Raw genomic sequence first — 25,803 nt, 5'->3', positions numbered from 1 at the left:
GCCACCCGCGAACCGGCGGCGTGGGCCGCACCGCGGGTTGTTTGAGGTCCGCCGGAAATGGGTAAGCCACTCAGGTTCTGGAGGAGTGTGAGGACCATCCCGACGCGCGAGCTCGGCACGGGCACGGACCAGCCGGCGCAAGTCCGGGACTGGGCCCAGGATCTGCTGACCGGCCTGGATCCGGAGCGCCTGGCCGACGCGGTCCTGGTGCTCGACGAACTGGTGTCGAACGCGCTGTGCCACGGCGCCGCCCCGATCCGGGTGCGGCTCGTCCGGGCGGCGGGGCACCTGAGGTTCGAGGTCACCGACGCGAGCCCCCGCCCGGCCCGCCCGCGGCCGCCGGACCTCGACGGCGGGCGGGGACTGATGCTGGTCGACGCGTGCAGCCGGCGGTGGGGCCAGTGGCGGCACGGCACCGGCAAGACCGTCTGGGCCGAAATTCCCCTGGGCTGAACCCGTTCCGGTGACTCGCGAAATGCCCCGGCCGCGGCGCGGGGTTAGGGTCCCGCGATGGGTTTGAGCATTCGCAACCAGCTCGCCGGGACGGTCTCCGCCGTCACGCCGGGCGAGGTGATGGCCACCGTCAAGGCACGCCTGTCCGGCGGGCAGGAGATCACCGCCGCGGTCACCCGCGAAGCCGTCGAGGACCTCGGCCTCGCCGAGGGGACGGCCGTGCGCGCACTGGTCAAGTCGACCGAAGTGTCGCTGGCGACCGGGCCGGTGACCGGCATCAGCATCCGCAACCAGCTGCCCGGCCGGGTGACCGGCGTCGCGACGGGTGGTGCGATGGCGACGGTCAAGGTCGCCGTCGACGGCGGCGAGCTCACGGCGTCGATCACCCGGGAAGCGGCCGTCGAGCTGGGACTCGAAGCGGGCACCCCGGTCGTCGCGCTGATCAAGTCGACCGAGATCTCTCTCGCGACCGCCTGACGCCCGAAACCGCCGCTTCTGCGGGTCCCTGGCGGTGAAAGTGCCGTATTTGCGACCGAGCTGTGCCTGATCGGTGGATGTGCGCCGCTCCGGGCCCGTCTTAGCGTGGAGTGATGGAGCCCTACACCCCGCCCCCGGCCGGGCGGCTGCTCGTCACGGGGACGGGGTGCGCTTCGCGCTTGATCGACGTCGGCGAGCTGCGGGCCCGCGCGCAGGTCCGGCTCGACGTCGAGTACGTGACCCGCCGCAAGCGGGAGCGCCACGAAGTGCACGGCGTGCACCTCTACGACGTCCTCGCCGAAGGGCCGCTGCCCCTGGACCCGCGGCACAAGATGTCCGGGCTGACCGTCGTCGTGGTCGCCGTGGCCGAGGACGGCTTCCGGGTCGTGCTGTCCCTGGCGGAGATCGACCCCGAATTCGGCCACTGCGCGGCGCTGCTGGCGACCCGGTACAACGGCGAACTCCTGCCGCGCCCGACGCTCGTGATGCCGAGTGACCTGCGCGCCAGCCGTTATGTGCGCGGGCTGGCCGAGCTCTGCCTGCTCAGCGTGGGCGACCCGGTGAAGGCCAGCAGCGCCTCGGCGGTCCGGGGCGGGTCCTCCATGATCGGCGAATGACCGACGCCGGGCAGCGGCACGACCTGCGCGCCCGGCACGGCGCGGTAGGCCGCGAGGGCACTCGACGGCCGCCACCGCCGGTCGTCCTCGCCGAAGAGCACCAGCGCCGGCGTGCCCAGCGCCGTCAGCCGGTCCGGGATCGGTTGCCGTGCAAGGTAATCGACGGACCCCTGCTGGGCCGCGGTGAAGGCGGCGAACGTCATCCCGCGCACGTCGGCCACGAGTGACGCGGGCGCCTCGTATCCCGGACGGCTGAAGGCCGAGCTCATGGCCTCGCGGATCTGGTCGTCGGTCAGCCGGTCCCACTGGGCGGCCTCGAACGCGACTTGCGGGCCGATGTAGGTGTCCAGGCTCGGCCCGGTGTCGACCAGCACGAGCGCGCTCACCAGTCCGGGCCGTTCCTCGGCGAGGGCGGTGGCGACGAGGCCGCCGGTGGAGTGGCCGACGACCACGACGTGCCCGACGCCGAGCCGATCGAGCGCCGCGCCGGCCCGGCGGGCCTGGTCGGGGACGCCGTACCCGGCGTCGTCCGGTTCGGCCGAGCGCCCGTGCCCGGGCAGGTCGATCCGGACCACGCGGTGGGTGCCGGTCAGCAGGGGGAGCAGCGCGTCCCACGAGTGGATCGAGGACGCGGTCCCGTGGATCAGGAGCAGGACCGGGGCGTCGCGGGGGCCGTCGTCGGTCAGGTGGAGGTTCGTCATGCGCCGACCCTGGCCGGGCGGGGAGGCCGGTGGCTTGGACGAATGTTCCGCGTAGCTTGGGAACCATGGGGCCGGACGAGGAAACGCTCTGGGACATCGCGCTCCCGGCGTCGCCCGGCCGGCTGCCCGGGGTCACGATGGCCGGGTTCGCCGACCGCGGCCGCACCCCGGCCGGCCTCCGGCTGATCCCGCCCCCGGCCGTGACGCTCGCGCTGGTGTTCGGCCCCGGCACCGTCGTCCTGTCCGACGCGGCCGGGCGGGGCAGCGTCGTCGCCGGGCTCGGGTTCGGCACCACCCGGATTCTGCAGGCGGCGGACTTCTCCTGTGTGCAGGTGCGCCTGCCGCCGGTGGTCGCGGGCGCGGTCCTCGGCATCCGCCCGGCCGAGCTGGGTGGCGCCTTCGTTGCTCTGGACGACCTGTGGGGCCGGGACGCGGCCCGGCTCGGGGAGCGGCTGAGCGAGGCTTCGTCGTGGGAGGAGCGGTTCGCGGTGACGGACGCGGTGCTCGCCCGCCGCGCCGAAGCTGGACCGGCAGCCGACCCGGAGGTCGCTTGGGCGTGGGGACGGATGGTCCGCACCCGCGGCCGGGTCCGCGTCGAGCGGCTCGCCGACGAGGTGGGCTGGAGCCGCAAGCGCCTGTGGTCCCGGTTCCAGGCGCAGATCGGCCTGCCGCCCAAGCGCGCGGCGCGGCTGGTCCGCTTCGACCACGCGGTCCACCGGCTGGTGGCGGGCCAGGAGGCTGCCTTCGTCGCCGCCGATGCCGGTTACGCCGACCAGTCCCACCTGCACCGCGAGGTCCGGGCGTTCACGGGGATCACGCCGGCGGCGGTGGCGGGCGAGCCGTTCCTGACCATCGACGACGTCGCGTGGCCGTCGCGGTAATCGCTGTCCGTCACTGCTGTCCGGTTACTGTGCGCGGGGCGATTTGTCCGGTACCTATCTTTTGTCCTGTACGACGAAAGTCGGTACCCGCCGACCCGGGGGCGGATCACCCTCGAGCGCACCGGAACACCCATCGCGACCGGCGTGGCCATCCTTCACGCCGGTTTCCCCGTGAAAGCGAGTACCGGCATGCGCACAAGACACCTGCTCGCCCGCTCCGCCACCACCCTGGTGGCCGCCGCCGCGGTCGCCGGCTTCCTGACGAGCCCGGCGACCGCTGTCACCATCGACGGCTACTCACCCGACGTGCAACGCGACGCGGTCGCGTCCCTCGCGGCGGACGCCGGGATCGGCGAATCCGCCGCCGTCGCGTTCCTGCGGACGCAGGCCGCCGGCGTCGAGACCCTGCACCAGGTCACCGCCGAACTCGGTTCGCGGACCGTCGACGGCTACCTCGACGCGGCCGCGAAGCCCGTGGTGAACGTGCTCGACCAGGCGGCCGCCGACCGGGTCCGGCTCACGGGGGCGCAGGCCCGGCTGGTCAAGCACTCGAGCGCGGCACTGGCCGGCGCGCAGGACGCCCTGCAGGCGATGCCGGCGGTCGCCCACACGTCGATCGGGCTCGACCCGAAGACCAACCAGGTCGTGCTGACCGTGGCGGACGCGGCGCGCGGCACCGACGCCCTGCTGAAGGCCGCTTCCGCACTCGGCGACCGCGTCCGGGTGGAGCGCGTCGCGGGCGAGATGCACGCCGCGATCTACAACGGCGAAGCCATCACCGGCGGCGGCACCCGCTGTTCGGCCGGCTTCAACACCAACCGCGGCGGCGTCAACTACATCGTCGACGCCGGTCACTGCACGCGCGCGGTGTCGACGTGGAACGTCGGCCCGTCGCAGGGTTCGAGCTTCCCGGGCAACGACTACGGGCTGATCCGCAACAACACCGGCAGCGCGCCGGGCGCGGTCACCCTGTGGAACGGCTCCACGCAGCGGATCAGCTCCGCCGGCACCGCGACGGTCGGCCAGCGGATCAGCAAGAGCGGCAGCACGACGCACCTGACGTCGGGCTCGGTCACGCGGACGAACGTGACCGTGAACTACGCCGAAGGTTCGGTGTCCCAGCTGATCCAGACGAACGCGCTGGTCAACCCGGGCGATTCGGGCGGCTGCCTGTTCGCCGGCAGCGTCGGCCTGGGCATCACGTCCGGCAAGGGCACCGGGACGTCGTTCTTCCAGCCGGTCGGCGAGGCACTGAGCGCGTACGGCGTCAGCCTCAACTAGTCGCGGCGGCTGCGGCCGAAGGCCATCCGGTAGATCACCAGGATGATCAGCGCGCCGAGAACTGCGAGACCCCAGGTGCGCAGGTCGAAGAAGGTGCCGAGGTCGGTGTGGAACAGGGTCTTGCCGACCCACCCGCCGACGAAAGCGCCGCCGACGCCGAGCAGGATCGTGATGATGCAGCCACCGGGGTCCTTGCCCGGCATGAGGGCCTTCGCGATCACGCCCGCGATGAGCCCGAGCACGATCCAGCTGATGACGCCCACGGGTGCCTCCGTCCGCCTGTCTTCCTTGACGGCACAGGATGGCAGGCGGACGGCACCACGGCACGGTGAGCCACGCCGACGTGACGGGCGTCTCAGGCAGCCGGCGAGCGGGGCTACGGATGCGTGCTGGCCGCGCTTTCCCAGCGCGCCATCCGGATCCGGCTCGGGCACTCCGCGTGCTCGCGCTGGGCCGCGGTTCCAGGTACGGCTCTCACCGGCTGGTGACGAGGGGCAGCCGGGTGAGGCGTCCGCGGCCGCCTCACCGGTCACGCCGTGAAGCCGCCGTCCACCGGGAGGACCACTCCGCTCAAGTGGCTTGCCCGGTCGCTCAGCAGGAACGCCGCCGTCGAGCCGACTTCCGCTCCCGTGCCCACCTTCCGCAACGGCGTTGCCGCGATGCGGGCCTCCACGCCGCCCGGGATGGTGCGGCGGAGCTCGGCCAGCATCGGCGTTTCCGTCGGCCCGGGGGCGATCACGTTGACGCGGATGCCCAGCGGCCCGAAGTCGTGGGCCGCCGTGCGGGTCAGGCCGATCACCGCGTGCTTCGTCGCCTGGTACGCGCCCATTCCCGAACTCCCGCGCACGCCGCCGATGCTGCTCACGTTCACGATCGAGCCCGAACCCTGGCGCTCCATCACCGCGACCTCCGCGCGCAGGCACAGCCACGTGCCCTTGACGTTCACCGCCATGATCCGGTCGAAGTCCTCTTCGGACACCGAGTCGAGACGTCCGCCGCCGCCCATGGCCGCGTTGTTGAACGCTCCGTCCAGGCGGCCGAACCGCGAGACCGTCGCCGAGACGAACTCGTCCACATCGGACGCCGATGCGACATCGCCCGTGGTGTACGCGACGTCGTAGTCGCCGAGTTCGGCGGCGAGCTTGGCCAGCGGCTCTTCGTGCCGGGCCACGAGCATCACCGAAGCACCGTCCGAAGCGAACACCCGCGCGGCGTCCGCGCCGATGCCCGAACTGGCTCCGACGACCAGGACCACTTTTCCGGTCAGCAGGCTCATGCTTCTCCTCCTCGCAGCGCGAGCATCGCGCGGGCGTCGGCCGGGGTGGCGATGGGCTTGCCGAGATCCTCCACCACCGCCCGGATCTTCCGGACCTGCTGGGCGTTGCTCTCCGCGAGCTTCCCCTTGCCGATCCACAGGCTGTCTTCCAGACCGACCCGCACGTGCCCGCCGAGCCACGCGCTGTGCGTGCCGAAGCCCAGCTGGTCACGGCCGGCGGCGAACGCCGAGAACGCGTAGTCGTCGCCGAAGAGCTTGTCCGCGATCCGGACCATGTGCTCCAGGTTCGCGTGGTCGGCGCCGATCCCGCCGAGGACGCCGAACACACCCTGGATCAGCAACGGCGGTTTCGCCAACCCGAGTTCGACGAAGTACGCCAATGAGTACAGGTGCCCGATGTCGTAGCACTCGTACTCGAACCGCGTCCCGGACTCACCGAGCGTCCGCAGCGTGTGCTCGATCTTGTCGAAGGTGTTCACGAACGGCTTCGAGTAGGTGTTGAGCACGTACGGCTTTTCCCAGTCGTGCTTCCACTCCGTCACCTTGTCGGCGATGCCCGAGTAGACGAAGTTCATCGACCCCATGTTCATCGACGCGAGTTCCGGCCGCAGCCGGTAGGCGGCCGCGAGCCGTTCGTCCATCGTCATCGAGGACGCGCCGCCGGTGGTGATGTTGATGACGGCGTCGGTCTCCGCGGTGATCCGCCCGACGATCTTCTCGAAGACGTCCGGATCGGGCGTCGGCCGCCCGTCCGGCTCGCGGGCGTGCAGGTGCACGATGGCCGACCCGGCTTCGATGGCCGCCAGGGCCGCGTCGGCGACCTCGTCGGCGGACAGCGGCAGGTACGGGCTCTGCGACGGGATGTTCACCGAGCCCGTGATGGCGGTGGTGATGATGACCTTTTCGGCCGTGCGCATCAGTCCTCCTGTAGTGCGAGCGCCCGGTAGGCGTCCAGCTTTGCGTCGTCCAGCGGCCCGACCAGGCTCAAGGCCACCTGCGTCGCACCCGCGTCGTACTGCGCCCGCACCGCCTCGCGCACCTGGTCGGGCGTGCCGCAGGCGACGAGCGCGTCGAGCAGCCGGTCGGACCCCGGTGGCGCGAGGTCCGCTTCGGTGAAGCCGAGCCGGGTCAGCTTCGCGATCTGGTGGGGGAGCGTCAGGTAGTAGGCGAGACGACGACGCGCGACCTCCCGCGCCTCCGCCCGTGAGCGACCCACCACCGCCCACTGGACGACCGACAGGAACAGGTCCGGTCCGATCGTCTCCCGGGCCCAGCGGGTGTGCTCCGGCGTGACGAGGAACGTGATCAGCCCGTCGGCACGCTCGGCCGCGAGCCGCGTGATCCCCGCCGAGTAAGCACCGAGCACGCGCGGTACTCCGTGCGCCACCTTGTCGACGCCGTCGAGGTACTCGCGCAGGAAGGGGAGCGGTCCGACCCCGCGTTCACGGACCGCTCCGCTCACCCCGAGCCCCAGCACGTAGCGCCCGGGATACCCGGCGGCGAGATCCCGGGCCGCGGAGCCGGCGGACTTCGGCACGCGCTCGAGCGCCCGCGCGACGCCGTTGCCGACGATCAAGCGGGACGTCGACCCGAGCACCAACGCCGCCGTCGTGAACGCCTCCCGCCCGGCGACCTCGGGGATCCAGACCATCCGGTGCCCGTACTCCTCGAGCGCCCGCACGAACCGCACCACGCCGTCGTGGTCCAAGTCGTCCAGCTCGGCGATCGACAGCGCGGTGCGCGGCAGGGACAGGGTCATGCGGTCGCGTCCCGGAACGCCCGGACCAGGCCGCGGGCGGCCTCGGCCAGCATCGTCGTGTCGTTGCTGAGCAGGACGAAGTCGCAGCCGTCGCGCACGGCCCGCGCGGCCTTCTCCGGCACGCCGCCGAACGCCAGCCCGCAGCGCTTCCCGGCGTCGTGCGCGGCCGCGATGGCCGACGCGATCAGGTCGAGCACGTCCGGCGACGCCGGCGTCGACCCCATCGACATCGACAGGTCCGCGGCACCGACGAACACCGCGTCCACGCTGTCCAGGGCGAGCATTTCGGGTGCGGCCTTGATCGCCTCGACGCTTTCCAGCTGCGGGATGCACAGCACGTCGTCGTTGCCGGCCGCCAGGTACTCGGCGTTCGGCTTCAGGCCCCACGCCCCGGCCCGGCTGGTGCCGCCGGCGCCGCGGACGCCGTGGGGCGGGAACCGGCACGCCCGCCCGATGGCCACCGCCTCCTCGACCGTGTCGACGTGCGGGACGAGGATGCCCATCGCGCCCGCGTCGAGGATCTTCTGGATCGTCGACGGCGTCTTGTCCGGCACCCGCACGATCGGCGTCATGCCCAAAGCTGCGGCCGTGTTGATGAGCCGGTACGCCGTCTGCAGGTCGAGCGGCGCGTGCTCGAGGTCGACGACCACGAAGTCGAACCCGGCGAACGCCATGATCTCGGCCGGCTCACCGGACGCGATCTTCAGCCAGGTGCCGACGGGAGTGGCCGCGCGGCTGAACAACCCGCCACCGGTGCGCCCGCTCACGGCATCGGGTAGTCGTCGGCGTTCAGGACCCAACCAGGTTTCTCCGAGAAGTCCACGCGGGGCGGGCTGAAGATGTCGATCAGCTGGTTCACGCCCGGGTCGCTCGCCTCGGAGGTGTGCACGGTCGGCGGCGGGATGACCGTCACCGACGGGCTGCCGATCCGCACGTGCTCGTCCTCGCGCCAAGTGGTGCTGTCGGGCAGCCACGGCGTGCGGATGTGGTGGACGTACTCGCCCTGAACGGCCAGCGAAAGCTGCTCGAAGTCGTCGTGGTGGTGCGGGGAGAGCTTGTGCGGGTCGCGCGGCCCGTCCTGCAGCGGCAGGAAGTTCACCATGAACGAGCGGGTGCGGAAGATCCGCCCGAACCGCTTCGGGTCGGCCGGCACCTCGGACAGCGGGTAGAAGCGGACGAGCGATTCGGCGGGTTCCGGCCAGCGCTCCAGCAGCGTGACGCGCGGGTGGTCCTGGGCGTACGCGTCGGCGTTGGCGACGCGCTCCCGCCAGGCCGGTTCGGTCGCCTCGACCAGCCGGACCAGCGGGCCGTCGCCGTGGACGCTGATCCGCGACGCGCCCGGCGGGACGACCACGAGCCCGGGTTCGGCGATGCGGATGGCGCCGTCGCCGGTCAGCACCGTGAAGGCGGGGGAGGTGTCGGTGACGACGATCGCCAGCTCGCCGTCCAGGGTGCCGTTGTCGAGGTCGTCGCCGTCGCGGGCGTCGGTGTGGATGAGGATGACGTTCTGCGCGCGCACCACCGGGGTCGCGTGCAGGTCGAGGTACTGCGCGGCGGTGATCGCGGCGCCGCTGTCGGGCCGGGCCGCGGTGGCCAGCGCCGAGCGGGGATCGTCCTTTTCGTACACAGCGGGTCCTTTCAGGCGTCGAGGTTCAGCAGGTAGGCCGGGTTGTCCCGGACCATCCGCCGCAGGTCCTTCTCCGGCAGGCCGAGGTCGAGCAGCGCCTCGCCGACGCGCAGCCACGCGTCGACCGGCTTCGGGTTGGCCTTCTGGCCGAAGTCCGACGCCAGCACGGTGTGCTCCGGGCCGAGCGCTTCGATCCAGGTCAGCAGCTGTTTCGGGTCCCACTTCTGGGTGCCTTCGGGGTCGTACATGCCGACCTCGTGCTCGATGAACGCGCCGAGCTCGATCAGCTCGCGGCACACGGCCGGGTCGGCGCCGATGACGAAGTCGGGGTGGCTGACGACCATCCGCTTCATGCCGCGCTCGTGCGCCTCCTGGAACAGCGTCCGGATGTACTCCGGGTACATGTGCCCGCCGTTGAGGACGGCCTGCTGCTCCTTGATCTCGTCGAGGATCTCGATCGCCTCGGGCTTGAGCGCGCCTTCGCCGTCGACGATGTCGATGCGCTCGAGCGTCAGCGGGACGGTGGTGGTCGGGAAGGCGCCGTCCTCGGGGTGGCAGTCGATGTGCCGGCCGGAGGAGATGGTCGGGAACCAGACGACCTTGCCGCCCATCCGCAGGGTCATGCGCACGGCGTGGACGTTGAGCCCGCCGACCGTGCTGTTGAGCGCGATGCCGCCGAAGGCCTGGGCCTTGACGTCGGCGAGGCGGCCCTTCATCGCGAGGACGTCCATCTGGGTGTTGTGGTGGTGCGACTTCGCGACCATGGCGCGCATCCCGATGCGCGCGCCGTCCTGCGCGGCCTCGACGTGGTCGAAGCGGCGGGGGAACGGGCTGGGGCCGGAGTGGACGTGCATGTCGACCAAGCCGTCCAGGACGGAGGCGATGGCGGGACGCGAGCTCATGAGCGGCCTTTCGGTTCACATTATGAAGTCAAAGTTCACTATAAGACCGGCTGTCAACCCTGTGACCGCTCTTGTGTATCGACGGACGCATATTTAGAGTGTCTGACGTTCACTTGGTGAACATTCAGTTCGGAGCAACGGAGGACGCTGATGTCCACACCGCCCAGCGCCGCAGCGGCGGCCGCCCGTCCCGGCACCCACCACGGCCCGGACGCGACCAAGGTGCGCGCCGCGATCCGCGGCGGGACGCTCGCCTACTTCGTCGACCAGTTCGACATCTACCTGCCGATCGTCGTGCTGGCCCCGGCGACGGCGTACTTCCAGGCGGCCAACCTCAGCGCGAGCACGACGGCGCTGCTGGCGTCCCTGGTGTTCGCGTCCACCCTGATCGGCCGCCCGCTCGGCGCGATCATCTTCGGCCACTTCGCCGACACGGTCGGGCGCAAGCGCACGACGCTCGTCGCGGTCGGCGGCTTCGGCATCATCACGCTGCTGACCGCGTGCCTGCCCGGGCACGAGACGATCGGGACGTGGTCGGTCGGCATCCTCATCGCGCTGAGGTTCGTGGACGGCATCTTCCTCGGCGGCGAGTACACGACGGCGGTGCCGTTGGCGATGGAGTGGAGCCCCAAGCACAAACGTGGCCTCTACGCGTCGATCATCACGTCGACCTCGCCGGCGGCGTACGCGGTGATCGCCGCGATCACGCTGCTGATGCTGCAGCTGCTGCCGTCCGTCGGCCTGCACAGCGCGTACGTGCAGTGGGGCTGGCGGATCCCGTTCTTCGTCGGCGCGCTGCTGGCGGCCGTGTTGTTCCGCTACTACCAGAAGCAGGTGCACGAGCCGCCGGCCGAGCTGACCGGCGAGAAGCACAAGCTGCCGTTCGTCCGGCTGGTGAAGAAGTACCCGCGGGCGCTGGGCCAGGTGTTCATCCTGATGACCGGCACGTGGCTCGCGACCAACATGGAAGCCGCCGTGACGCCCGCGCAGCTGAAGTCGCACCTCTTGCTCTCCAGCAAAGAGGTCACCATGACCATGCTCGTCATCAACGCGGCCGCCGCGCTGTCCTACCCGCTGTTCGGGGTGCTGTCCCAGCGGATCGGCCGGCGGCGGTTCTACATCGGCTACGGCCTGTCGATGGTCGTGATCGGCGCGGGTTCCTACACGCTGCTGATGGCCTCGAACGGCGGCTTCGGCGCCGCGCTCGGCTTCGGCGTGCTCATCGGGGTGTTCACCGTCGGCACGTTCGGCCCGATCGCGGCGTACCTGACCGAGCGGTTCCCGGCGAGCATCCGGTCGACCGGGTACGGCGTCGGCTACAGCCTCGCGCTGATCGCCCCGGCGTTCTACCAGTTCTACCTGCAGCGGTTCGACGGGGTGATGCCCGCGCACCTCGCCCCGGGCGTCCTGCTCGTCCTCGCCGGCCTGCTGATCAGCCTCGGCGGCTTCCTCGGCCCGGAGACCAAGGACGTCGACATGTCCGACGACAGCACGATTCCGGCGCTGTCCTGAATGGACGTGGGCGGGCTGGTCGCCGCCAACCCGGTGTGGGTCGGCTCGTCCGAGCTGACCATGACGCTGGACGGCATCACCGCGTGCGTCGACGCGGGCGCCGGGGCGGTGGTGGCCAAGTCGGTGAACGAAAGCGCCGCCGCCCGGCGCCAGCTGGACATCGCCGACTACGCCTTCGTCGCCGGTGACCGGCAGGTGCGGCCACCGGGCCAGGCGTACCTGGGTGACGGCCTGCTGAACCGGTCCGGGCTCGCCCAGGTGGACCTGGACGACTGGCTCGGGATCCTGGCCGCGGGCGTGGCCCACGGCGCGTCGCGGGGCTGCCCGGTGGTCGGCAGCATCACCCTCGGCGACCCGGCCGCGGCCGCGCGGATCGGGTGCGCGCTGGCGTCGGTGGTCCCGGCGGTCGAGCTCAACATCGGTGCGCCACACGGACGTGAAGCCCGCGCGGTGCGGCAGCTGACCGAAGTGGACGGTGTGGCTTCCGCCGTGCGGACCGTGCGGGACGCCGTCGGCGTTCCGCTGTTCGTGAAGCTGCCGGGCCAGGCGTCGGACGTCGTCGCGCTGGCCCGGGCCGCCCGCTCGGCCGGTGCGGACGCCGTCGGCCTGGTCGGCCGGTACCCGGGTTTCCTGCCGGATCTCGACGGCGGCGCCGTGCTCGGATCATGGGGTGCGTGGAGCTCACCGGGGTGCCTCCCGATGAGCCTTTACTGGGTGAGCAAGGCTTTCACGGCACTGGACGTGCCCATCGTCGGCACCAACGGCGCCCGCACCGCGACGGACGTGCTGCGGTTCCTCGCCTCCGGGGCACGGGCTGTCGAGGTCGTCACGGCGTTGTGGATCGGCGGGCCCGCGGTGCTGCGGGAGCTGGTCGACGGCGTCTCCGGGGTCGGCGACGACTTCGTCGGCAGCGCGCTGGCCGGGACGCGCGAGTACGCGGACGTCCCGGCCTTGCCGTCGCCCGCGTGGCTGCCCTACACCGCCCGCTGGACGTCGTCGGGCCGGTAGTGCCCGCCCAGCTCGTGGGTGAGCTCGCGCGCGGTGTCGACCACGACGCGCAGCTCGGGCGTGTCGTCGCCCATCGACAGCGTGTTGTCCGGGCCCACGATCGCGATCGTGGCGCAGATGCCGTACTCGTCGAACACCGGCGCGGCCACCGCGACGATGCCGGGCGTGCTCATGGCCGAGCAGTGACCGGCGGCACGCACCCGCTCGACGTCGGCGCGCAGCTCGTCGCGGGCGGTGCCGGAGAGGGTGCCGATCAGGCGTTCCATCGACAGCTGGTCGGCGTGGTAGGCGAGGAAGACCTTGCTCTGCGCGGTGTCCAGCGGCAGGTGGCTGCCGACCCGCACGGACACGATGACGATCGTCGAGGCGTTCTCCTCGACCCGCGAGACCACCGGGCCGGTGAGGCCCCAGAGGCTGAGCACGACGCTGGTCTGCGTGGCGCGCGAGAGCGCCTGCATGTGCCGCGGCGCGAGGTTGACGACGCGGCGGTGCCCGATCGCGAACGCGCCGAGCTGCAGCAGGAGCCCGCCGGGCACGTAACCGCCGTCGGCACTGCGTTCCAGGAGGCCGGCCGCGACGAGCGACGTGCAGTACCGGTACGCCGTCGTGCGGTTGAGGCCGAGCCGCTCGGCGACCTGGGCGGCGGTGACGTCGGGGGTCGCCGGGTCGAACAGCGAGAGGATCTGGCTGACCCGGCTCACCGCCTGGATGTCCGCCTGGTCGGCGCGGGCGTCCGGAGACCGCGTCGGTTTGGTCACGGGGAGCCTCCGCCGGAAGTCTGGAATCACTGTTCACTTCGTGAACACGGACTTCAGGCTACCGGACCGGACGCGCCTCCTTGACCCATCGGATCAATCTCCTCCGAAAGTCGCGTCGGTGGCTAACTCACGACATCCTTTGTCATCTGGTCAGGTCTAGACATCCGATGGATGGCCCACCTAGTCTGGCGATCGTCCACCCCGTCTCGCCGCCGCCGGGCTCGTGGCCGCGGTCCGTCACGAGGAGAGTCATGACGTTTCGCGGTCTGGTCCTCGCTGCCGCCGTCGTTTCCAGCATGGTGGTGGCGCTCCCGGCCGCCGCGGACGACGGGTGTGGCGGGCCGGTCAAGCCGGCCACCATCATGACCGTCAGCGCCTGCGACAGCCCGGACCGCGTCGTCGCGAAGGCCGCGGCCGTCGTCCCGCGGAAGGGGCAGCTGGCCTGGCAGCAGCGGCCGGTCACGGCGTTCACGCACTTCGGGATGAACACCTTCACCGACCGAGAATGGGGGTCCGGCGCCGAGAAGGAGTCCACCTTCGCGCCGCCGTCCGTCGACACCGCCCAGTGGATGCGGTCCCTCAAGGCCGCCGGGGTCACGCAGGTGATGCTCACCGCCAAGCACCACGACGGCTTCGTTCTTTACCCGACGCGCTACACCAACCACTCCGTGGTCGCGAGCCCGTGGTGGCTGACCCCCGGGTGCACCGACCCGGCCCGCGACGCGTCGGAAGCGGCACGCGCTCAGGACCCGTCCGCCTACTGGCAGACGCGGAACACCCGCTGCGCCAACCCGCGCGGCGACGTCCTGCGCGACTACATCGACTCCGCGCGTGCCGCGGGACTCAAGGTCGGCGTCTACCTGTCACCCGCCGACGGCGCGGAGCTGCCCAAGACGTTCTTCGCCGACGAAGTGCGGCGCATCGAAGCGAAGGTCGCCGCGGGACAGCCGCTGAGCATCGAAGAACAGGCCACCTACGACGACCGCGCGAGTGCGCCGCAGGGGCAGGGGCGCTACGGGACGAACAGCCCGGTCACCCGCCGGACCATCCCGACGCTCGTCCCGCACGACGACCGCGCCGCCGCGCTCGCTCTCGGCAAGCTGCCGAAGTTCGCCGTCGACGAGGACGACTACAACGCTTACTACCTGAACCAGATCTACGAGCTGTTCACCCAGTACGGCCCGATCGACGAGCTGTGGCTGGACGGCGCGAACCCCTGGCGCGACCACGGGATCAGTGAGACCTACGACTTCACGACGTGGTTCAAGATGATCCACGCGCTGTCCCCGGACACGGTCACCTTCGCCGGGCCCGCGGGGGTGCGCTGGGTCGGCAACGAGGCCGGGCAGGCGCGCGAGACCGAGTGGAGCACGCTCCCCACCACCGGGGACCCTCGGACCGCGCACAACGAAGAGCTGTTCCTCGGCGGCGCGACCGCCGAGGACCTCGGGTCCCGCCAGAAGCTGGCCGACCCGTCGGTGCGGTACCTGCAGTGGGCGCCCGCGGAATCCGACGTCTCGATCCGGCCGGGCTGGTTCTTCCACCCCGATGAGCAACCCAAGTCCGCCGCCCAGCTCGTCGACGTCTACCGGCGGACGGTCGGGCGGAACTCGTCGCTGCTGCTCAACGTGCCACCCGGCCCGGACGGCCGGATCGCGCCCGCCGACACCGCCGCGCTGGCCGGGTTCGGCCAGGCGATCGCCCGGACGGAGAGCCGGAACCTGGCCGTCGGCGCTCCCGGCGCCGTGACGGACTCGTCGGTCACCACGGCGGAACCCCTGGACCGCCCGCTCGACGTCCGGCTGCCTCGGCCGGTCACGTTCGACCAGATCCGGCTCGGCGAGGACATCACGCGCGGCCAGCACGTGGAAGGCGCGTACGTGCAGGCCGAGGTCGGCGGTGTCTGGCAGACCCTCGCCACGGTGACGACCATCGGCTACAGCCGGCTCGTCACCCTGCCCGCGCCGGTGACCGCCGCGCACCTGCGCGTCGTCGTCACGCAGTCCCGCGCCACGCCGTACTTGGCCACCTTCGCGTTGTACCGCACCGCCGCCTGAAAGGGAGTCATGACCCGCCGCCGATCCTTGTTCGCCGCCGTCGTCACGGTGGCCGCCACCCTCACCACCGCCGGACCCGCCGCCGCGAGCGGCGCGTTGCCCGTCGTTTCGCCCACCCCGCAGCAGATCACCCGGACGTCCGCGGATGTGTCGCTGCCGTCGTCGGTCGCGCTCGTCACCGACGCCACCACCGACCCGGCGGCGAAGGACCTGCTGACCTCGCTGTTGCGCGACCACGGTGTCCGGACCGGCGGTCACGGGCTCCTCGTCCGGCTCGGCGGGACCGGGAAGGACACGCCGTCGCAGGCTGAGGGGTACGCGCTGAGCGTGTCCCGGGCCGGGATCACGATCGCCGGTCGCGACGGCGCCGGGCAGTACTACGGCGTGCAGACGCTGCGGCAGCTGTTCGTCCACTCGGGACACGGCTGGGCGGTGAGCGGCGCGTCCGTGCGCGACTGGCCGAACATGGCACTGCGCGGGTCGATCGAGGGCTTCTACGGTCCACCGTGGACGACCGCGGACCGGCTGCGGCAGCTCGCGTTCCTCGGCGAGGTCAAGGCGAACACGTACATCTACAGCGCGAAGGACGACACGTACCTGCGCGCTCGCTGGCGTGATCCCTACCCGGCGGACGAGCTGGCCACGCTCGGGCAGCTCGTCCGGTCCGCCGCGGCTCACCACGTCGAGTTCACCTACGCGCTCTCGCCCGGCGTCTCGGTCTGCTTCTCTTCGCCGGCCGACATCGCGGCGGTCGAGGCGAAGTTCCAGGCGGTCTACGACCTCGGCGTCCGGTCGTTCTCGATGCCGTTCGACGACATCTCGTACACGAAGTGGAACTGCGACGCCGACCAGGCGGCCTTCGGGGCGCCCGGCCAGGCGGCCGGCACGGCGCAGGTCTCGCTGCTCAACGCGATCACCGAGAAGTTCGTGAAGACCCACGACGGCGTCCGTCCTCTGCAGACGGTGCCGACCGAATACAGCGACCTGAAGGACTCGCCGTACAAGACCGAGCTGCGCGAGCACCTCGACCCGTCGGTGGTGGTGCAGTGGACCGGGACCGACGTCGTCCCGCCGAGCGTGACCACCGACGAAGCCGCGCAGGTCTCGGCGGTGTACGGGCGGAAGGTGTTCCTCTGGGACAACTACCCGGTGAACGACTACGAGCAGTCGGCCGGGCGGCTGCTGCTCGCGCCCTACGCGCAGCGGGAGGCCGGGCTTTCGCGGTACCTCAACGGGATCGTCGCCAACCCGATGAACCAGGAGGCGGCGAGCGAGGTCGCCGAGTTCGGTGCCGCCGACTTCGCCTGGAACGACGCGGGCTACGCGCCTTCGCGGTCGTGGTCGCAGGCGCTGGCCCGGTTGGCGGGTGGTGACGCGCGGGCGTCGGCCGCTTTGACGGTGTTCGCGGACCTCGAGCACCTCGCGCCGACGTTCGGCCCGACGCCGTGGCAGCCGCAGGCACCGGTGCTGGCCGCCCGGGCTGCCGAGTTCTGGCAGGGGGGCCACCATGCTCTGCCTGACCTGCGCGCGTACGCGGTCCGGATCCGCGACGCGGCGGGCGTGATCCGCGGCGGCCGGGTGCAGAGCGCGTTCGTCGCCGAGGCCGGGCCGTGGCTGGACGCGATGGCGCTGTGGGGTGACGCGCTGGTGACCCGGATCGACGCGCTCGCGGCGTCTTCCCGGGGCGACCAGGCTCTCGCTTCGCGGCTCACCGCTCGTGCGGACGGCCTCGTCACGCGGGCGCAGGCGGTCAAGACCGGCAACACGAACCGGTGGGGTGTGCGGCAGGCGCTCGTCGGCGACGGCGTCCTCGACACCTTGCTCGTCCAGCTCAGGGAGCAGGCATGAATTCGGTGAGCAGGCGGAGCTTCCTCGGCGGAGCTGCGGCGATCACGGCGGGCGCGGTGCTGGCCGGCCCGGCGGGAGCGGCGGGCCGCCGGGGCCTTTCGGTTTCCGGCGACCGGTTCCTGCTGGACGGGAAGCCGTTCCAGATCGTCTCGGGCGCGATCCACTACTTCCGCATCCACCCGGACCAGTGGCGCGACCGCCTCTTGCGGTTGAAGGCCCTGGGGCTCAACACGATCGAGACGTACGTGGCGTGGAACTTCCACCAGCCCGCACGTGGCCGCGCCGACTTCAGCGGCTGGCGCGACCTGCCGGCGTTCGTCCGGCTGGCGGGTGACCTGGGGTTCCAGGTGATCGTCCGGCCGAGCCCGTACATCTGCGCGGAGTGGGAGTTCGGCGGTCTCCCGGCGTGGCTGCTGGCCGACCGGAACCTGGAGCTGCGCTGCGCGGAACCGGCGTACCTGAAGGCCGTGGACGAGTGGTACGACCAGCTGATCCCGCGTTTGGTGCCCCTCGAAGCCCAGCACGGCGGCCCGATCGTGGCGGTCCAGATCGAGAACGAATACGGCAGCTACGGAAACGACACGAGCTACCTGGCCCACCTGCGCGACGGCCTGCGCAGCCGGGGCATGACGAGCTTGCTGTTCGCGGCCGATGGCGCGTCTGAGTTCTTCATGCGCTTCGGCTCGTTGCCGGGAACACTGGAGGTCGGCACGGGCGACGGCGACCCGGCGCCGAGCGTGGCGGCGTTGAAGAAGTTCCAGCCCGGCGCACCGGTGATGATGGCCGAGTACTGGGACGGCTGGTTCGACCACTGGGGCGAGCAGCACAACACCCGCGACCCGGCGCAGATGGCGTCCTATGTGGACTCACTGCTGGCGACGGGCGCGTCAGTGAACTTGTACATGGCGTGCGGCGGAACGAACTTCGGTTTCACTGCGGGCGCGAACACGTCGGGCACGACGTACCAGCCGACGGTGACGAGCTACGACTACGACTCCCCGGTCGGCGAGGCGGGCGACCTGGGCGCGAAGTTCACTTCTGTTCGCGCGGTGCTGACGAAGTACACGGGCGTGCCCGCGGGTCCGATCCCTGGTCGTTCCGCGCGCCTGCCGGCGCAGACGGTGACGCCGTCCGGTGCGGTGTCGCTGCTGGACTCGTTGCCGGTGCTGTCTTCGCCGGTTCGTTCCGCCCAGCCGGTACCGATGGAGCGCGTGGGTCAGTCAACGGGCTTGATCCACTATCGGACGACGGTCCAGGGGCCGCATTCGGGACCGCTGAGCATCCACGGGTTGGCCGACCGAGCATTGGTGTTCGTGGACGGCGCGTACTTGGGTGTGCTGGACCGCAACCAGCCGTCGGGGACTTTGAACTTGTCGTTGACTGCGGCGTCGACGAGGCTCGACATCCTGGTCGACGCGATGGGCCGGGTGAACTACGGCCCGTACCTGGCCGACCGCAAGGGCATCGACGGCTGGGTGGCGATGAGCACGCAGCAGAAGCTGTTCGGCTGGGAGATCCGTCCGCTGCCGTTGGAGGACTTGTCCCGGTTGCGTTTCTCGGCGGGCGCAGTGTCCGGGCCGGCTTTCCACCGGGCGACGGTCTCGGTGGGGGATCCTGAGGATGGGTTTGTCGCTTTGCCTGGGTGGGAGAAGGGGGTTGTTTGGCTGAACGGGTTCAATTTGGGGCGGTACTGGAAGGTGGGGCCTCAGCGGACTTTGTATGCGCCGAAGCCGTTGTGGCGTCGGGGGGTGAACGAGATCGTGGTCCTGGAGTTGCATCAGCCGGGAGCGGTGATCGAGGTTCGTCCGGAGGCGGATTTGGGTTAGGTCCGGGTCGGTTGGAGTGGCCTGGCTGGAGTTGTCGGCTGCTGGCCGCCTCGTCGGAGGGCGGGCGTTCTGCCTGGTCGGGGGCGTGGGTGTAGGCCCGTAGCCGGTTGGCTGCGGGCCTTTCCCTGTGTTCATGCTGCGAATGGCAGTGGTTGGTGGAGGTTGTTGCGTCTGGGTTTTCGGCGTTTGTCGAGGAATGTCGGTGGGAGGAATTCGGGTAGGCCGTCGGCGGCGATCCTTACCTGCCAACCGGAGCGATGCAGCAGCCGGTGGTGGTGAGCGCACATCAGCACCAGGTTGCCCAGCTCGGTCGGGCCGCCATCGGCCCAATGCCGGACGTGGTGACCCTGACAATGCCGGGGTGGGCGGTGGCAGCCGGGGAAGGCACAGCCTCGGTCGCGGAGGTAGAGGGCTCGGCGGAGTGGGGTGGAGATCAGCCGTCGTTGGTGGCCGAGGTCGAGGGGTTCGCTGTTGGTGCCGAGGACTGCGGGGATGAGCATGCAGTCGCAGGCGTGGATTCGGGCTTCGGCTGCGGAGATGGTGCCGAGGTCGCCGAGGGTGGCTCGGCCGGTGCCGGGCTTGGGGGCGGTGCCGGTGCTGCCGAGGGCGGCTTGATCGGCAGCGGGCTTGGGCATGGTCCCGGTGTCGCCGAGCGTGGCCCGGCCGCCCGCGGCCTTGGCTAGGGTCCAGGATTCGCCGAACGTTGCCGGGCCGGCAGCAGGCTTGGGTGTGGTGCCGGTACTGCCGGGGATGGCTGGACCAGCTCCGGCCTTGGGTGCGGTGCCGGTGTTGCCGAGGGGCGCCGTGCCGGTGTCGACCTTGGGGATGGTGGCGCCGGGGATTGTTGTGGCGAGGCCGGACTTCAGGTCCGCCAGTGACACCGCGATCATCACGTGGGCTCGTTCGCCGGCCTGCATCGGCAAGTCTGGGGAGTTGAACGCCAGGTCGATCGCGTCGGAGAACGCATCCCCGTAGCGTTCCAACGGCGAACGCAAGTCCGGGCATTCGTCGGTGGTGCGGCGTTGCGCCAGGGAGTCCAACAGGGCGCTGGCTCGGGCGCCGGTCTCGTCGTCGAACCGGCCGTTCAGTTCCCAGAACCCGGTTCTTTTGCGGCGCAACGACAACTCGCGGCTGGGCATCGCCGGTTCGGTCTCGTCGGGTTCGGTGCCGTCGGGGTCCAGGTGGGCCACGATGCGTGCCCCGAGAGCGGCGACCTGCTTGTGGCCGGCCTCGGAGGCGAACGTGAGCAGGTGCTGCTCGGCCTCGTCGCGGTGCTCGGGTGGGATCTGGGTCATTACTCCGACGATCGTGTCGATCATCGGGGTACTTAGCCGGCCATCCGACGCCGCAAGACCGGTGGCGGGAGCGACCGCGGGGATGGGGGTGCCGTCGAGGGTGTGGCTGGGGGTGAGGGCGCGGGCTCGTTTGATGATGGTCTCGGCGGCGGACTTCGGTACGTCGGCGAGGTGCTCGAAGAGCCGTGCGACAGAACGGTATCCGAAGAGTTCCATCACACCGCGGGACTCGATTTCCACGAGCAGAGAGCCGATCTCGGCATCCAAGGAGCGCATGGAAGTGAGCAGGGTGGAGATGCGGTCGGCCAGGGCCACCGCATCTGCTTTCCACACCGCTTCGCTGTCCACACAACAAGATTACCGGCAGTCGTACGCATGTTCATCACACGATCAGGTGGAAGCGGCGGCGCGGCAGGGGCACCGTTGCGTGGGGAATCGGCGCTCCCGCACCGAACGCCAAGCAAGGACACGAAGCGCCGATTTCCCACGCCCCGGCGAAGCCGCATCTTTAGAACTCGGTCATCCCCACATGCACAAACGCAAGCAGTGCAGCAGGCCCGACGAGAACGCAAATCCCAAGCCCACCGAAGAGAGGCTCATCACGACGGACCATCTGGACGAGCAACCCGACAGCAAAGCCAACGGTGACAACAAGAAGAGACAGCACAACAGCAGACATGAAAGAGAGTCCTCCGGGCAGCAGCGAGCACGACACCGAGAACCGGCGCCGAGAAGAGAAAGATCAGCTCACAGCGGACGGAGGCGCACGACTGCACCGCACAAGAGGAGGAGCGCCAACGGAAGAAGACTCACCGGGCGACGAGAGAAGAGACCACGACGAACCAACAGAAGGTCCGACCGGAGAGGGACCGACGGCCCAAGGGATCGAAGCGGGCACTCGAGGCACCGCATGCCGGCCCGTGACGAGAACCTGCGACTGCGCAGCCACCACAGTCGGACCGTCGAGAGAGGCAGCGACAGAGACAGGCGCGACGACCGGCGCCCCGGAAAGGAACAGCAGGACAGCAAGCAGCAACCCGAGACGGTGTGTCCGCCTCGGGTCGCGCTGCTGTGCAAAAGGTCCGAAGAGTCCGATACGGCTCAGGCTACCTCAGCCACCGCCGTAGGTCGCCTGGGTGACCGCGAAGACGTTGCGGCTCCCCGCGCCCTCCTGCAACGACCACAGGAGATCCGCGGCGGTGTCGTCCTCCCAGTAGGAGAGGCTTTCGCCGCTGCTCACCCACGAGAACGTCGACGGACCGGCGGATGGCGTCCAGTAGTACAGCTGCTTGTTGCCGGACGAGTTGAACCACCAGCGCCCGTTGTGCGACGCCACTCCGTTGAGCTTGTACCAGGGCAGCTGCAGCGCCTGGCTCGCCGTCGTCGTGGCGGCGAACGTGCCCGAAGAAGCGAACGGGTACCGGATCGCCCGCGGTGCGCGGTTCGGGTAGTCCGTGCAGCCGGACGGGCACGTGTACTCCGTCATCACGATCGACTTGCTCACGCGGTCGAGCGAGATCGACGACCACGCCAGGTTCGTCCCCGACGTCGTCTTCGAGGTGATCGAACCCACCTGCGGCAGGACGTACGCGTAGTTGTGCGCGTAGTACGTCGTGCCGGTCTGGTGCCCGATCTGGTCGGCCGTACCACCCGTGTTCGTCTTCAGGATCTTCCGCATGTCGAAGACCCGCATGCCCTTGCCGGTGTCGGCGACGTACAGGTAGTCGCCGTACCAGGAAACGCCGCCGGCGTGGATCGGGATGTCCTTGAAGTCCGGTGCCGCCGCCGTGCCGGTCGGCTCGACCAGCAGGACCTTGCGGTACTGGTTCGGGTAGGTGGCGTCCCAGTCGACCAGCGTGATCCGGCTGCGGGTCTGGCCGCCGTCGCAGCCGTCCTTCGTGTACCAGCTGACCACGACGAGCTGGTGCCCGTCGTAGTTGCCGCCGTTGGCCGTGCCGACCGCGTCCCGGCTGGTCGTGATGCCCTGCGGGTAGTTCGTGCAGTCGGAGTTGTCGTCGCTGTCGAACCGGAACCCGGTCGACAGCCCGGCCACGGAGAACGACGACGGCAGCGCCGTGCGGTCGTGGTTCGCGTTGTCCATGACCGTGTGGACGGCCGCGGTGCCGAGTGTGGACACCAGCGCGGAGTTGACGGCGTCGAACTGGTTGTAGTTCGCCGCCAGGGTGTATTGCGAGGCGGGCAAGGTCGTCGGCCCGGCCGCGGCGAGCGCCGTCGGCGGAGCGGCGACCAGGCCGGCGAGGATGCCCGCCGCGAGGGCGGCTTTGCCTAATCTGTGGCGCAGTGACATGAGACCCCCAGTAGTCCGATCAATGCCCGGGACACACTAGGACCGGGCGGGGTGAATGGGCAACAGCTTCGGGGCGAACAGGGGAAGATCTTTTCCGCCGGGTCTCACATTGAGACCTGGGGGGGTCCGGCGGTGTGCTGTGATCACAGCCATGGAGTCCGAACCCGAACCCGACGAGCACCGGGTGTGCTTCGAGCGCGCCGTGGTGCCCGCCGGGTGGCTGATCGATTTCGAGAAGGTCCGCGAGGTGGCTACCAGCTCGACGGGACGTAGGCCCAGCCGAGGTAGTCGGAGCGCTGCGCGTACGTGCTCGTCTGGTACACCGACGGGCCCGTGCTGATCGCGACCCCGCCGCCGAGCGCGAGCATGATGTGCCCGTTGCTGGTCGTGCTGGTGAAGAACACCGCGGTGCCGGCCGGGGCGACCGAGCCCGTGTGGATGCGGCCGTTGGCCTTCTGCCACTGGTAGTGCGTGGTGGCCGAAGCGAACCGGCCGCTGGTGCCGAAGGCGCGTTCGACGAACAGCTCGCACTGGTTGTTCCAGTCCGTGTGGCCCAGGCGGGCCTTGGCGAACGCGATCGCGCTGTCGGCCCGCGAGTCCGCCGGATAGGCCGAGCCGCCCGCCTTGAGGCCGTCGGTGTCGCAGTGGGGGACACCGTTGACGAACCCGTCGGTCCCGGTCTTGACCACGGCGTCCGGCACCCAGAGGTTGTCGGTGGTGAAGTCCCAGATCTCGTCGGACGCGGTGGCCTGGCAGACGACCGGCACCGACGCGCCGGTCAGGTACTTGTTCGCGACGCTGCCTGCGGCGTCCGCCGCGTCACCCTTCTTCGCGCGCCCGTTGATGTCCGCCTTCGCCGGGTACGCGTGCGGCGTCGTGCACTGCGGCGCGACCATCGACGTCGAGCCGGTCTTGACGTAGGCGTCGGGCACCCACAGACCGTCGGTGGTCAGGTCCCAGATGCTGCTGCCGCCGTACGCCGGGCCGGTGTCCTGGCACGCCAGCGTCACCGAGGTGCCCGCCGGGTACATGTTCGCGATGCGCTGCTTGCCGACCGCGACGTCCGGGTCCTTGACGGTGCGACCGTCCACTGTGGTCGTGACCGGGTAGGCCGACGCGGCCTGGGCCGCGGGTGCGGCCAGCCCGGTGATCGCGACGGCCAGGCCGATCGTGGCCACCGCCGCCTTGAGTGTGGTTCTCACTTGTCCTCCAGAACGATTCCGTGCGGCGAATGGTCGGCGGGCCCCGTACAAGAGCCGTACAAGCGGGCCGGGCGGCCTAGTACTTTCCGCCTATCCCGGAGTCCCCGAAGATCGGATGCGAGGGCACGCGCGATCGGCGAATCTCGGAGGCGAGAGACCGAACGTGAGGAGAGACCCATGCACCCGGCCGCCCTGATCCAAGGCCACGAACAGACCTGGTCGTGGCTCGTGCTCGGCCTGACCGGCGCGATCCTGCTGGCCTTCGTCGTGCTGTTCCTGGTCGCGCTGATCAGCATCCTCGGCTCGCGGCTCAGCGGCGGCATGAAGCTCGTCTGGGTGATCTTCGCCTTCTGCGCGCCGTTCCTGGGCAGCCTGCTGTGGTTCGTGTTCGGCCGTCGTGACGCCTCCGTGCCGGTGCGCCGGTGATCGTCGCGGAAGGCCTCGCGAAGACCTACCGCGGCGGCGCCGGCGTCGAAGACCTGTCCTTCACCGTGCGGCCCGGCGTGGTGACCGGCTTCCTGGGACCCAACGGCGCCGGCAAGTCGACGACCATCCGGCTGATGCTCGGCCTGACCCGCGGCCGCGGCCGCACGACCTTCGGCGGCCGGACCTACGCGGAGGTCCCGGGTCCACTGCGGACGGTCGGGGTGCTGGCCGACGCCGCCGCGGTGCACCCCGCGCGCCCGGCCGCCGCGCACCTGCGGATGGTCGCCGCGGGCGGGGGCCTGCCGGCGCGGCGCGTGCGCGAGGTGCTCGCGACCGTCGGCCTCGAGTCCGTCGGCACGAGGCCCGCCGGGCGGTTCAGCCTCGGCATGAAGCAGCGGCTCGGCCTGGCCACGGCGCTGCTCGGCGACCCGGAGTACCTGATCCTCGACGAGCCGGCGACCGGGCTCGACCCCGAAGGCGTGCGGTGGATCCGCGACCTCCTGCGGCGGCTGGCGGGGGAGGGCCGCACGGTCCTCGCGTCTTCGCACCTGCTGGCCGAGATGGCGCTGCTCGCCGAGGACCTGATCGTCATCGGCGCCGGGCGGCTCGTCTCGGCCGGGCCCCTGGACGAGTTCGTCCGGCGGCACGCCCGCGCCGACGTCGTGGTCCGCGTCGACCGGCCCAGCGTGTTGCTGGTCGCCTTGGCCCGCGACGGCCTGCGCGTGCGCCAGGAAGCCGCCGACCTGGTCGTCGACACCGCCGACACCGAACGGGTGGCGGCGGTCGCCGGCCGCGCCGACGTCGGCGTGCGGGAGCTGTTCGTGCGTCAGAGCGGGCTGGAAGACGCCTTCCTCGCCGCGACCGCGGCCGCCGTCCGGCACCGGGGGGAGCTGCCGTGAAGAACGCGCTGGCCTACGAATGGCTGCGTGCCCGGTCGCTGCGCTCGACGTGGCTGCTCCTGGCCGCCGCCGGGACGCTGCAGTTCGTGTCGGGCCTGTACTGGGGTCTCAAGCGCGACCTCGGCGACCTCGACGCGTTCACCTCGGCGTTCGGCCTCGTCGACCGGCTGGGGGCGCTGCTGGTCGCCGCGATCGGCGTCGCCGCGTTCGGGCTCGACCACCAGCACGGCACCCTTGCGACCACGCGGCTCGTGCTGCGCTCGCCGGTCCGGATCGTCGCGGCCCGGGCGCTGGTCACCGCCGGGCTCGGGCTGCTGGGCGGCGTCCTGATGGTGGTGCTGACCGCCGCCGGAGTGCTCACCGGCGGGGGTGCCCTGCCGGCCGGCGCGGGGGCGGCAGGCAAGGCGGCCGGCGGGGTGCTCGTGCTGACCGTCCTGTCCGGACTCGCCGGGGTGGCGCTCGGCGGGCTGCTGCGGCACACCGGGCTCGCCGTCGGGGTGTTCGCGGTGTGGACGTTCGTCGCGGAGACGACCCTCTCCGCGCTCACCGGCGTGCCGGTGAGCGAGCTGCCCTTCAGCGGCACGGCCCTGTTCGCCCCGCCGGGGACCGCGGTGTTCGCCGCGCTGGTCGTGCTCGCCCTCGGCGCGGCCACGTTCACCCTGGCTCGCCGTGACGGCTGATCCGGCGCGC

At 70.8% G+C, this 25,803-nt stretch carries 25 protein-coding genes; 13 read left to right on the top strand and 12 right to left on the bottom strand.

Annotation, left to right across the window (positions count from 1 at the left end):
• Positions 1–87: 87 nt before the first annotated feature.
• The 3 genes from QQ657_RS04225 (at position 88) to QQ657_RS04215 (ending at position 1,547) form a co-directional block, all read left to right on the top strand.
• On the top strand, positions 88–453 hold the full coding sequence (locus QQ657_RS04225; RefSeq protein ID WP_284740701.1) for an ATP-binding protein: 366 nt from the start codon (positions 88–90) through the stop codon (positions 451–453).
• Positions 454–510: 57 nt separating this feature from the next.
• Entirely contained in the window at positions 511–930 is a 420-nt protein-coding gene (locus QQ657_RS04220; protein WP_284740700.1) for a TOBE domain-containing protein, read from the top strand.
• 113 nt (positions 931–1,043) lie between these two features.
• Entirely contained in the window at positions 1,044–1,547 is a 504-nt protein-coding gene (locus QQ657_RS04215) for a molybdopterin-binding protein (RefSeq protein ID WP_284740699.1), read from the top strand.
• Here QQ657_RS04215 and QQ657_RS04210 read toward each other — a convergent pair.
• Complete coding sequence (locus QQ657_RS04210) at positions 1,442–2,248, bottom strand: alpha/beta fold hydrolase (protein ID WP_284740698.1); 807 nt, start codon at positions 2,246–2,248, stop codon at positions 1,442–1,444. The two genes, QQ657_RS04215 and QQ657_RS04210, sit on opposite strands and share 106 nt — an antisense overlap.
• Before the next feature lie 65 nt (positions 2,249–2,313).
• Here QQ657_RS04210 and QQ657_RS04205 point away from each other — a divergent pair, with 65 nt between their 5' ends.
• Positions 2,314–3,129: a helix-turn-helix domain-containing protein gene (locus QQ657_RS04205; RefSeq protein WP_284740697.1), complete on the top strand. Its 816-nt coding sequence runs from the start codon at positions 2,314–2,316 to the stop codon at positions 3,127–3,129.
• A gap of 189 nt (positions 3,130–3,318) precedes the next feature.
• On the top strand, positions 3,319–4,410 hold the full coding sequence (locus tag QQ657_RS04200; RefSeq protein WP_284740696.1) for a S1 family peptidase: 1,092 nt from the start codon (positions 3,319–3,321) through the stop codon (positions 4,408–4,410).
• Here QQ657_RS04200 and QQ657_RS04195 read toward each other — a convergent pair.
• From QQ657_RS04195 to QQ657_RS04165, 7 genes are all read right to left on the bottom strand, one after another.
• The gene (locus tag QQ657_RS04195) at positions 4,407–4,673 is read right to left on the bottom strand and encodes a GlsB/YeaQ/YmgE family stress response membrane protein (RefSeq protein ID WP_284740695.1); all 267 of its coding nucleotides are present in this window, start codon (positions 4,671–4,673) and stop codon (positions 4,407–4,409) included. The two genes, QQ657_RS04200 and QQ657_RS04195, sit on opposite strands and share 4 nt — an antisense overlap.
• Before the next feature lie 266 nt (positions 4,674–4,939).
• Entirely contained in the window at positions 4,940–5,686 is a 747-nt protein-coding gene (locus tag QQ657_RS04190) for an SDR family NAD(P)-dependent oxidoreductase (protein ID WP_284740694.1), read from the bottom strand.
• Positions 5,683–6,603, bottom strand: a complete 921-nt coding sequence (kce, locus tag QQ657_RS04185; RefSeq protein ID WP_284740693.1) for a 3,5-dioxohexanoate:acetyl-CoA acetone transferase — start codon at positions 6,601–6,603, stop codon at positions 5,683–5,685. Before kce ends, QQ657_RS04190 begins: the two co-directional genes overlap by 4 nt.
• Positions 6,603–7,445, bottom strand: a complete 843-nt coding sequence (locus tag QQ657_RS04180) for an LLM class flavin-dependent oxidoreductase (RefSeq protein ID WP_284740692.1) — start codon at positions 7,443–7,445, stop codon at positions 6,603–6,605. Before QQ657_RS04180 ends, kce begins: the two co-directional genes overlap by 1 nt.
• Positions 7,442–8,212: an HpcH/HpaI aldolase family protein gene (locus tag QQ657_RS04175; RefSeq protein WP_284740691.1), complete on the bottom strand. Its 771-nt coding sequence runs from the start codon at positions 8,210–8,212 to the stop codon at positions 7,442–7,444. The genes QQ657_RS04180 and QQ657_RS04175 overlap by 4 nt, the downstream gene beginning before the upstream one ends.
• Positions 8,209–9,072 carry a cupin domain-containing protein gene (locus tag QQ657_RS04170; protein WP_284740690.1) on the bottom strand — a complete coding sequence of 288 codons (864 nt, stop codon included), beginning with the start codon at positions 9,070–9,072 and terminating at the stop codon, positions 8,209–8,211. The genes QQ657_RS04175 and QQ657_RS04170 overlap by 4 nt, the downstream gene beginning before the upstream one ends.
• An 11-nt stretch (positions 9,073–9,083) precedes the next feature.
• Positions 9,084–9,974, bottom strand: coding sequence for a DUF6282 family protein (locus QQ657_RS04165; RefSeq protein WP_284740689.1), 891 nt, complete (start codon positions 9,972–9,974; stop codon positions 9,084–9,086).
• Positions 9,975–10,124: 150 nt separating this feature from the next.
• On the opposite strand from QQ657_RS04165, the gene QQ657_RS04160 reads away from it, so the two are divergent.
• Together QQ657_RS04160 and QQ657_RS04155 are read left to right on the top strand one after the other, a co-directional pair.
• Complete coding sequence (locus tag QQ657_RS04160; protein ID WP_284740688.1) at positions 10,125–11,486, top strand: MFS transporter; 1,362 nt, start codon at positions 10,125–10,127, stop codon at positions 11,484–11,486.
• Complete coding sequence (locus QQ657_RS04155; RefSeq protein ID WP_284740687.1) at positions 11,487–12,494, top strand: beta/alpha barrel domain-containing protein; 1,008 nt, start codon at positions 11,487–11,489, stop codon at positions 12,492–12,494.
• Here the strand turns inward: QQ657_RS04155 and QQ657_RS04150 are convergent.
• Positions 12,461–13,252 (bottom strand): IclR family transcriptional regulator, encoded by a 792-nt coding sequence (locus tag QQ657_RS04150; RefSeq protein WP_284740686.1) that lies wholly within the window; start codon positions 13,250–13,252, stop codon positions 12,461–12,463. The genes QQ657_RS04155 and QQ657_RS04150 overlap by 34 nt on opposite strands.
• 251 nt (positions 13,253–13,503) lie before the next feature.
• On the opposite strand from QQ657_RS04150, the gene QQ657_RS04145 reads away from it, so the two are divergent.
• The 3 genes from QQ657_RS04145 to QQ657_RS04135 are packed head-to-tail and all read left to right on the top strand — an operon-like array spanning position 13,504 to position 18,983.
• Positions 13,504–15,309, top strand: coding sequence for an alpha-L-fucosidase (locus QQ657_RS04145; protein WP_284740685.1), 1,806 nt, complete (start codon positions 13,504–13,506; stop codon positions 15,307–15,309).
• A 9-nt stretch (positions 15,310–15,318) separates the two neighbouring features.
• A complete protein-coding gene (locus QQ657_RS04140; RefSeq protein WP_284740684.1) occupies positions 15,319–17,157 on the top strand; it encodes a glycoside hydrolase family 84 protein in 1,839 nt (612 codons plus the stop codon).
• A complete protein-coding gene (locus tag QQ657_RS04135; RefSeq protein WP_284740683.1) occupies positions 17,154–18,983 on the top strand; it encodes a glycoside hydrolase family 35 protein in 1,830 nt (609 codons plus the stop codon). The genes QQ657_RS04140 and QQ657_RS04135 overlap by 4 nt, the downstream gene beginning before the upstream one ends.
• 131 nt (positions 18,984–19,114) lie before the next feature.
• On the opposite strand, the gene QQ657_RS04130 is transcribed toward QQ657_RS04135, so the two are convergent.
• The 3 genes from QQ657_RS04130 to QQ657_RS04120 form a co-directional block, all read right to left on the bottom strand.
• Positions 19,115–20,626, bottom strand: coding sequence for an HNH endonuclease signature motif containing protein (locus tag QQ657_RS04130; RefSeq protein WP_284740682.1), 1,512 nt, complete (start codon positions 20,624–20,626; stop codon positions 19,115–19,117).
• Between the two features lie 763 nt (positions 20,627–21,389).
• The gene (locus tag QQ657_RS04125) at positions 21,390–22,586 is read right to left on the bottom strand and encodes a hypothetical protein (protein WP_284740681.1); all 1,197 of its coding nucleotides are present in this window, start codon (positions 22,584–22,586) and stop codon (positions 21,390–21,392) included.
• 251 nt (positions 22,587–22,837) lie between these two features.
• On the bottom strand, positions 22,838–23,788 hold the full coding sequence (locus QQ657_RS04120) for a hypothetical protein (RefSeq protein WP_284740680.1): 951 nt from the start codon (positions 23,786–23,788) through the stop codon (positions 22,838–22,840).
• A 177-nt stretch (positions 23,789–23,965) separates the two neighbouring features.
• Between QQ657_RS04120 and QQ657_RS04115 the strand changes: the two genes are divergently transcribed.
• From QQ657_RS04115 to QQ657_RS04105, 3 genes are read left to right on the top strand one after another with little or no spacing between them, the layout of a single operon-like run.
• On the top strand, positions 23,966–24,214 hold the full coding sequence (locus tag QQ657_RS04115) for a PLD nuclease N-terminal domain-containing protein (RefSeq protein ID WP_284740679.1): 249 nt from the start codon (positions 23,966–23,968) through the stop codon (positions 24,212–24,214).
• Entirely contained in the window at positions 24,211–25,113 is a 903-nt protein-coding gene (locus QQ657_RS04110; protein WP_284740678.1) for an ABC transporter ATP-binding protein, read from the top strand. Before QQ657_RS04115 ends, QQ657_RS04110 begins: the two co-directional genes overlap by 4 nt.
• Positions 25,110–25,793, top strand: a complete 684-nt coding sequence (locus tag QQ657_RS04105) for a hypothetical protein (RefSeq protein WP_284740677.1) — start codon at positions 25,110–25,112, stop codon at positions 25,791–25,793. The genes QQ657_RS04110 and QQ657_RS04105 overlap by 4 nt, the downstream gene beginning before the upstream one ends.
• Positions 25,794–25,803: the final 10 nt, after the last annotated feature.

This window comes from Amycolatopsis ponsaeliensis (genome assembly GCF_030182635.1).
GTDB lineage: Bacteria > Actinomycetota > Actinomycetes > Mycobacteriales > Pseudonocardiaceae > Amycolatopsis > Amycolatopsis ponsaeliensis.
The sequence above is the reverse complement of the archived record's forward strand: the minus strand, read 5'-3'. Positions and strand labels throughout refer to the sequence as shown.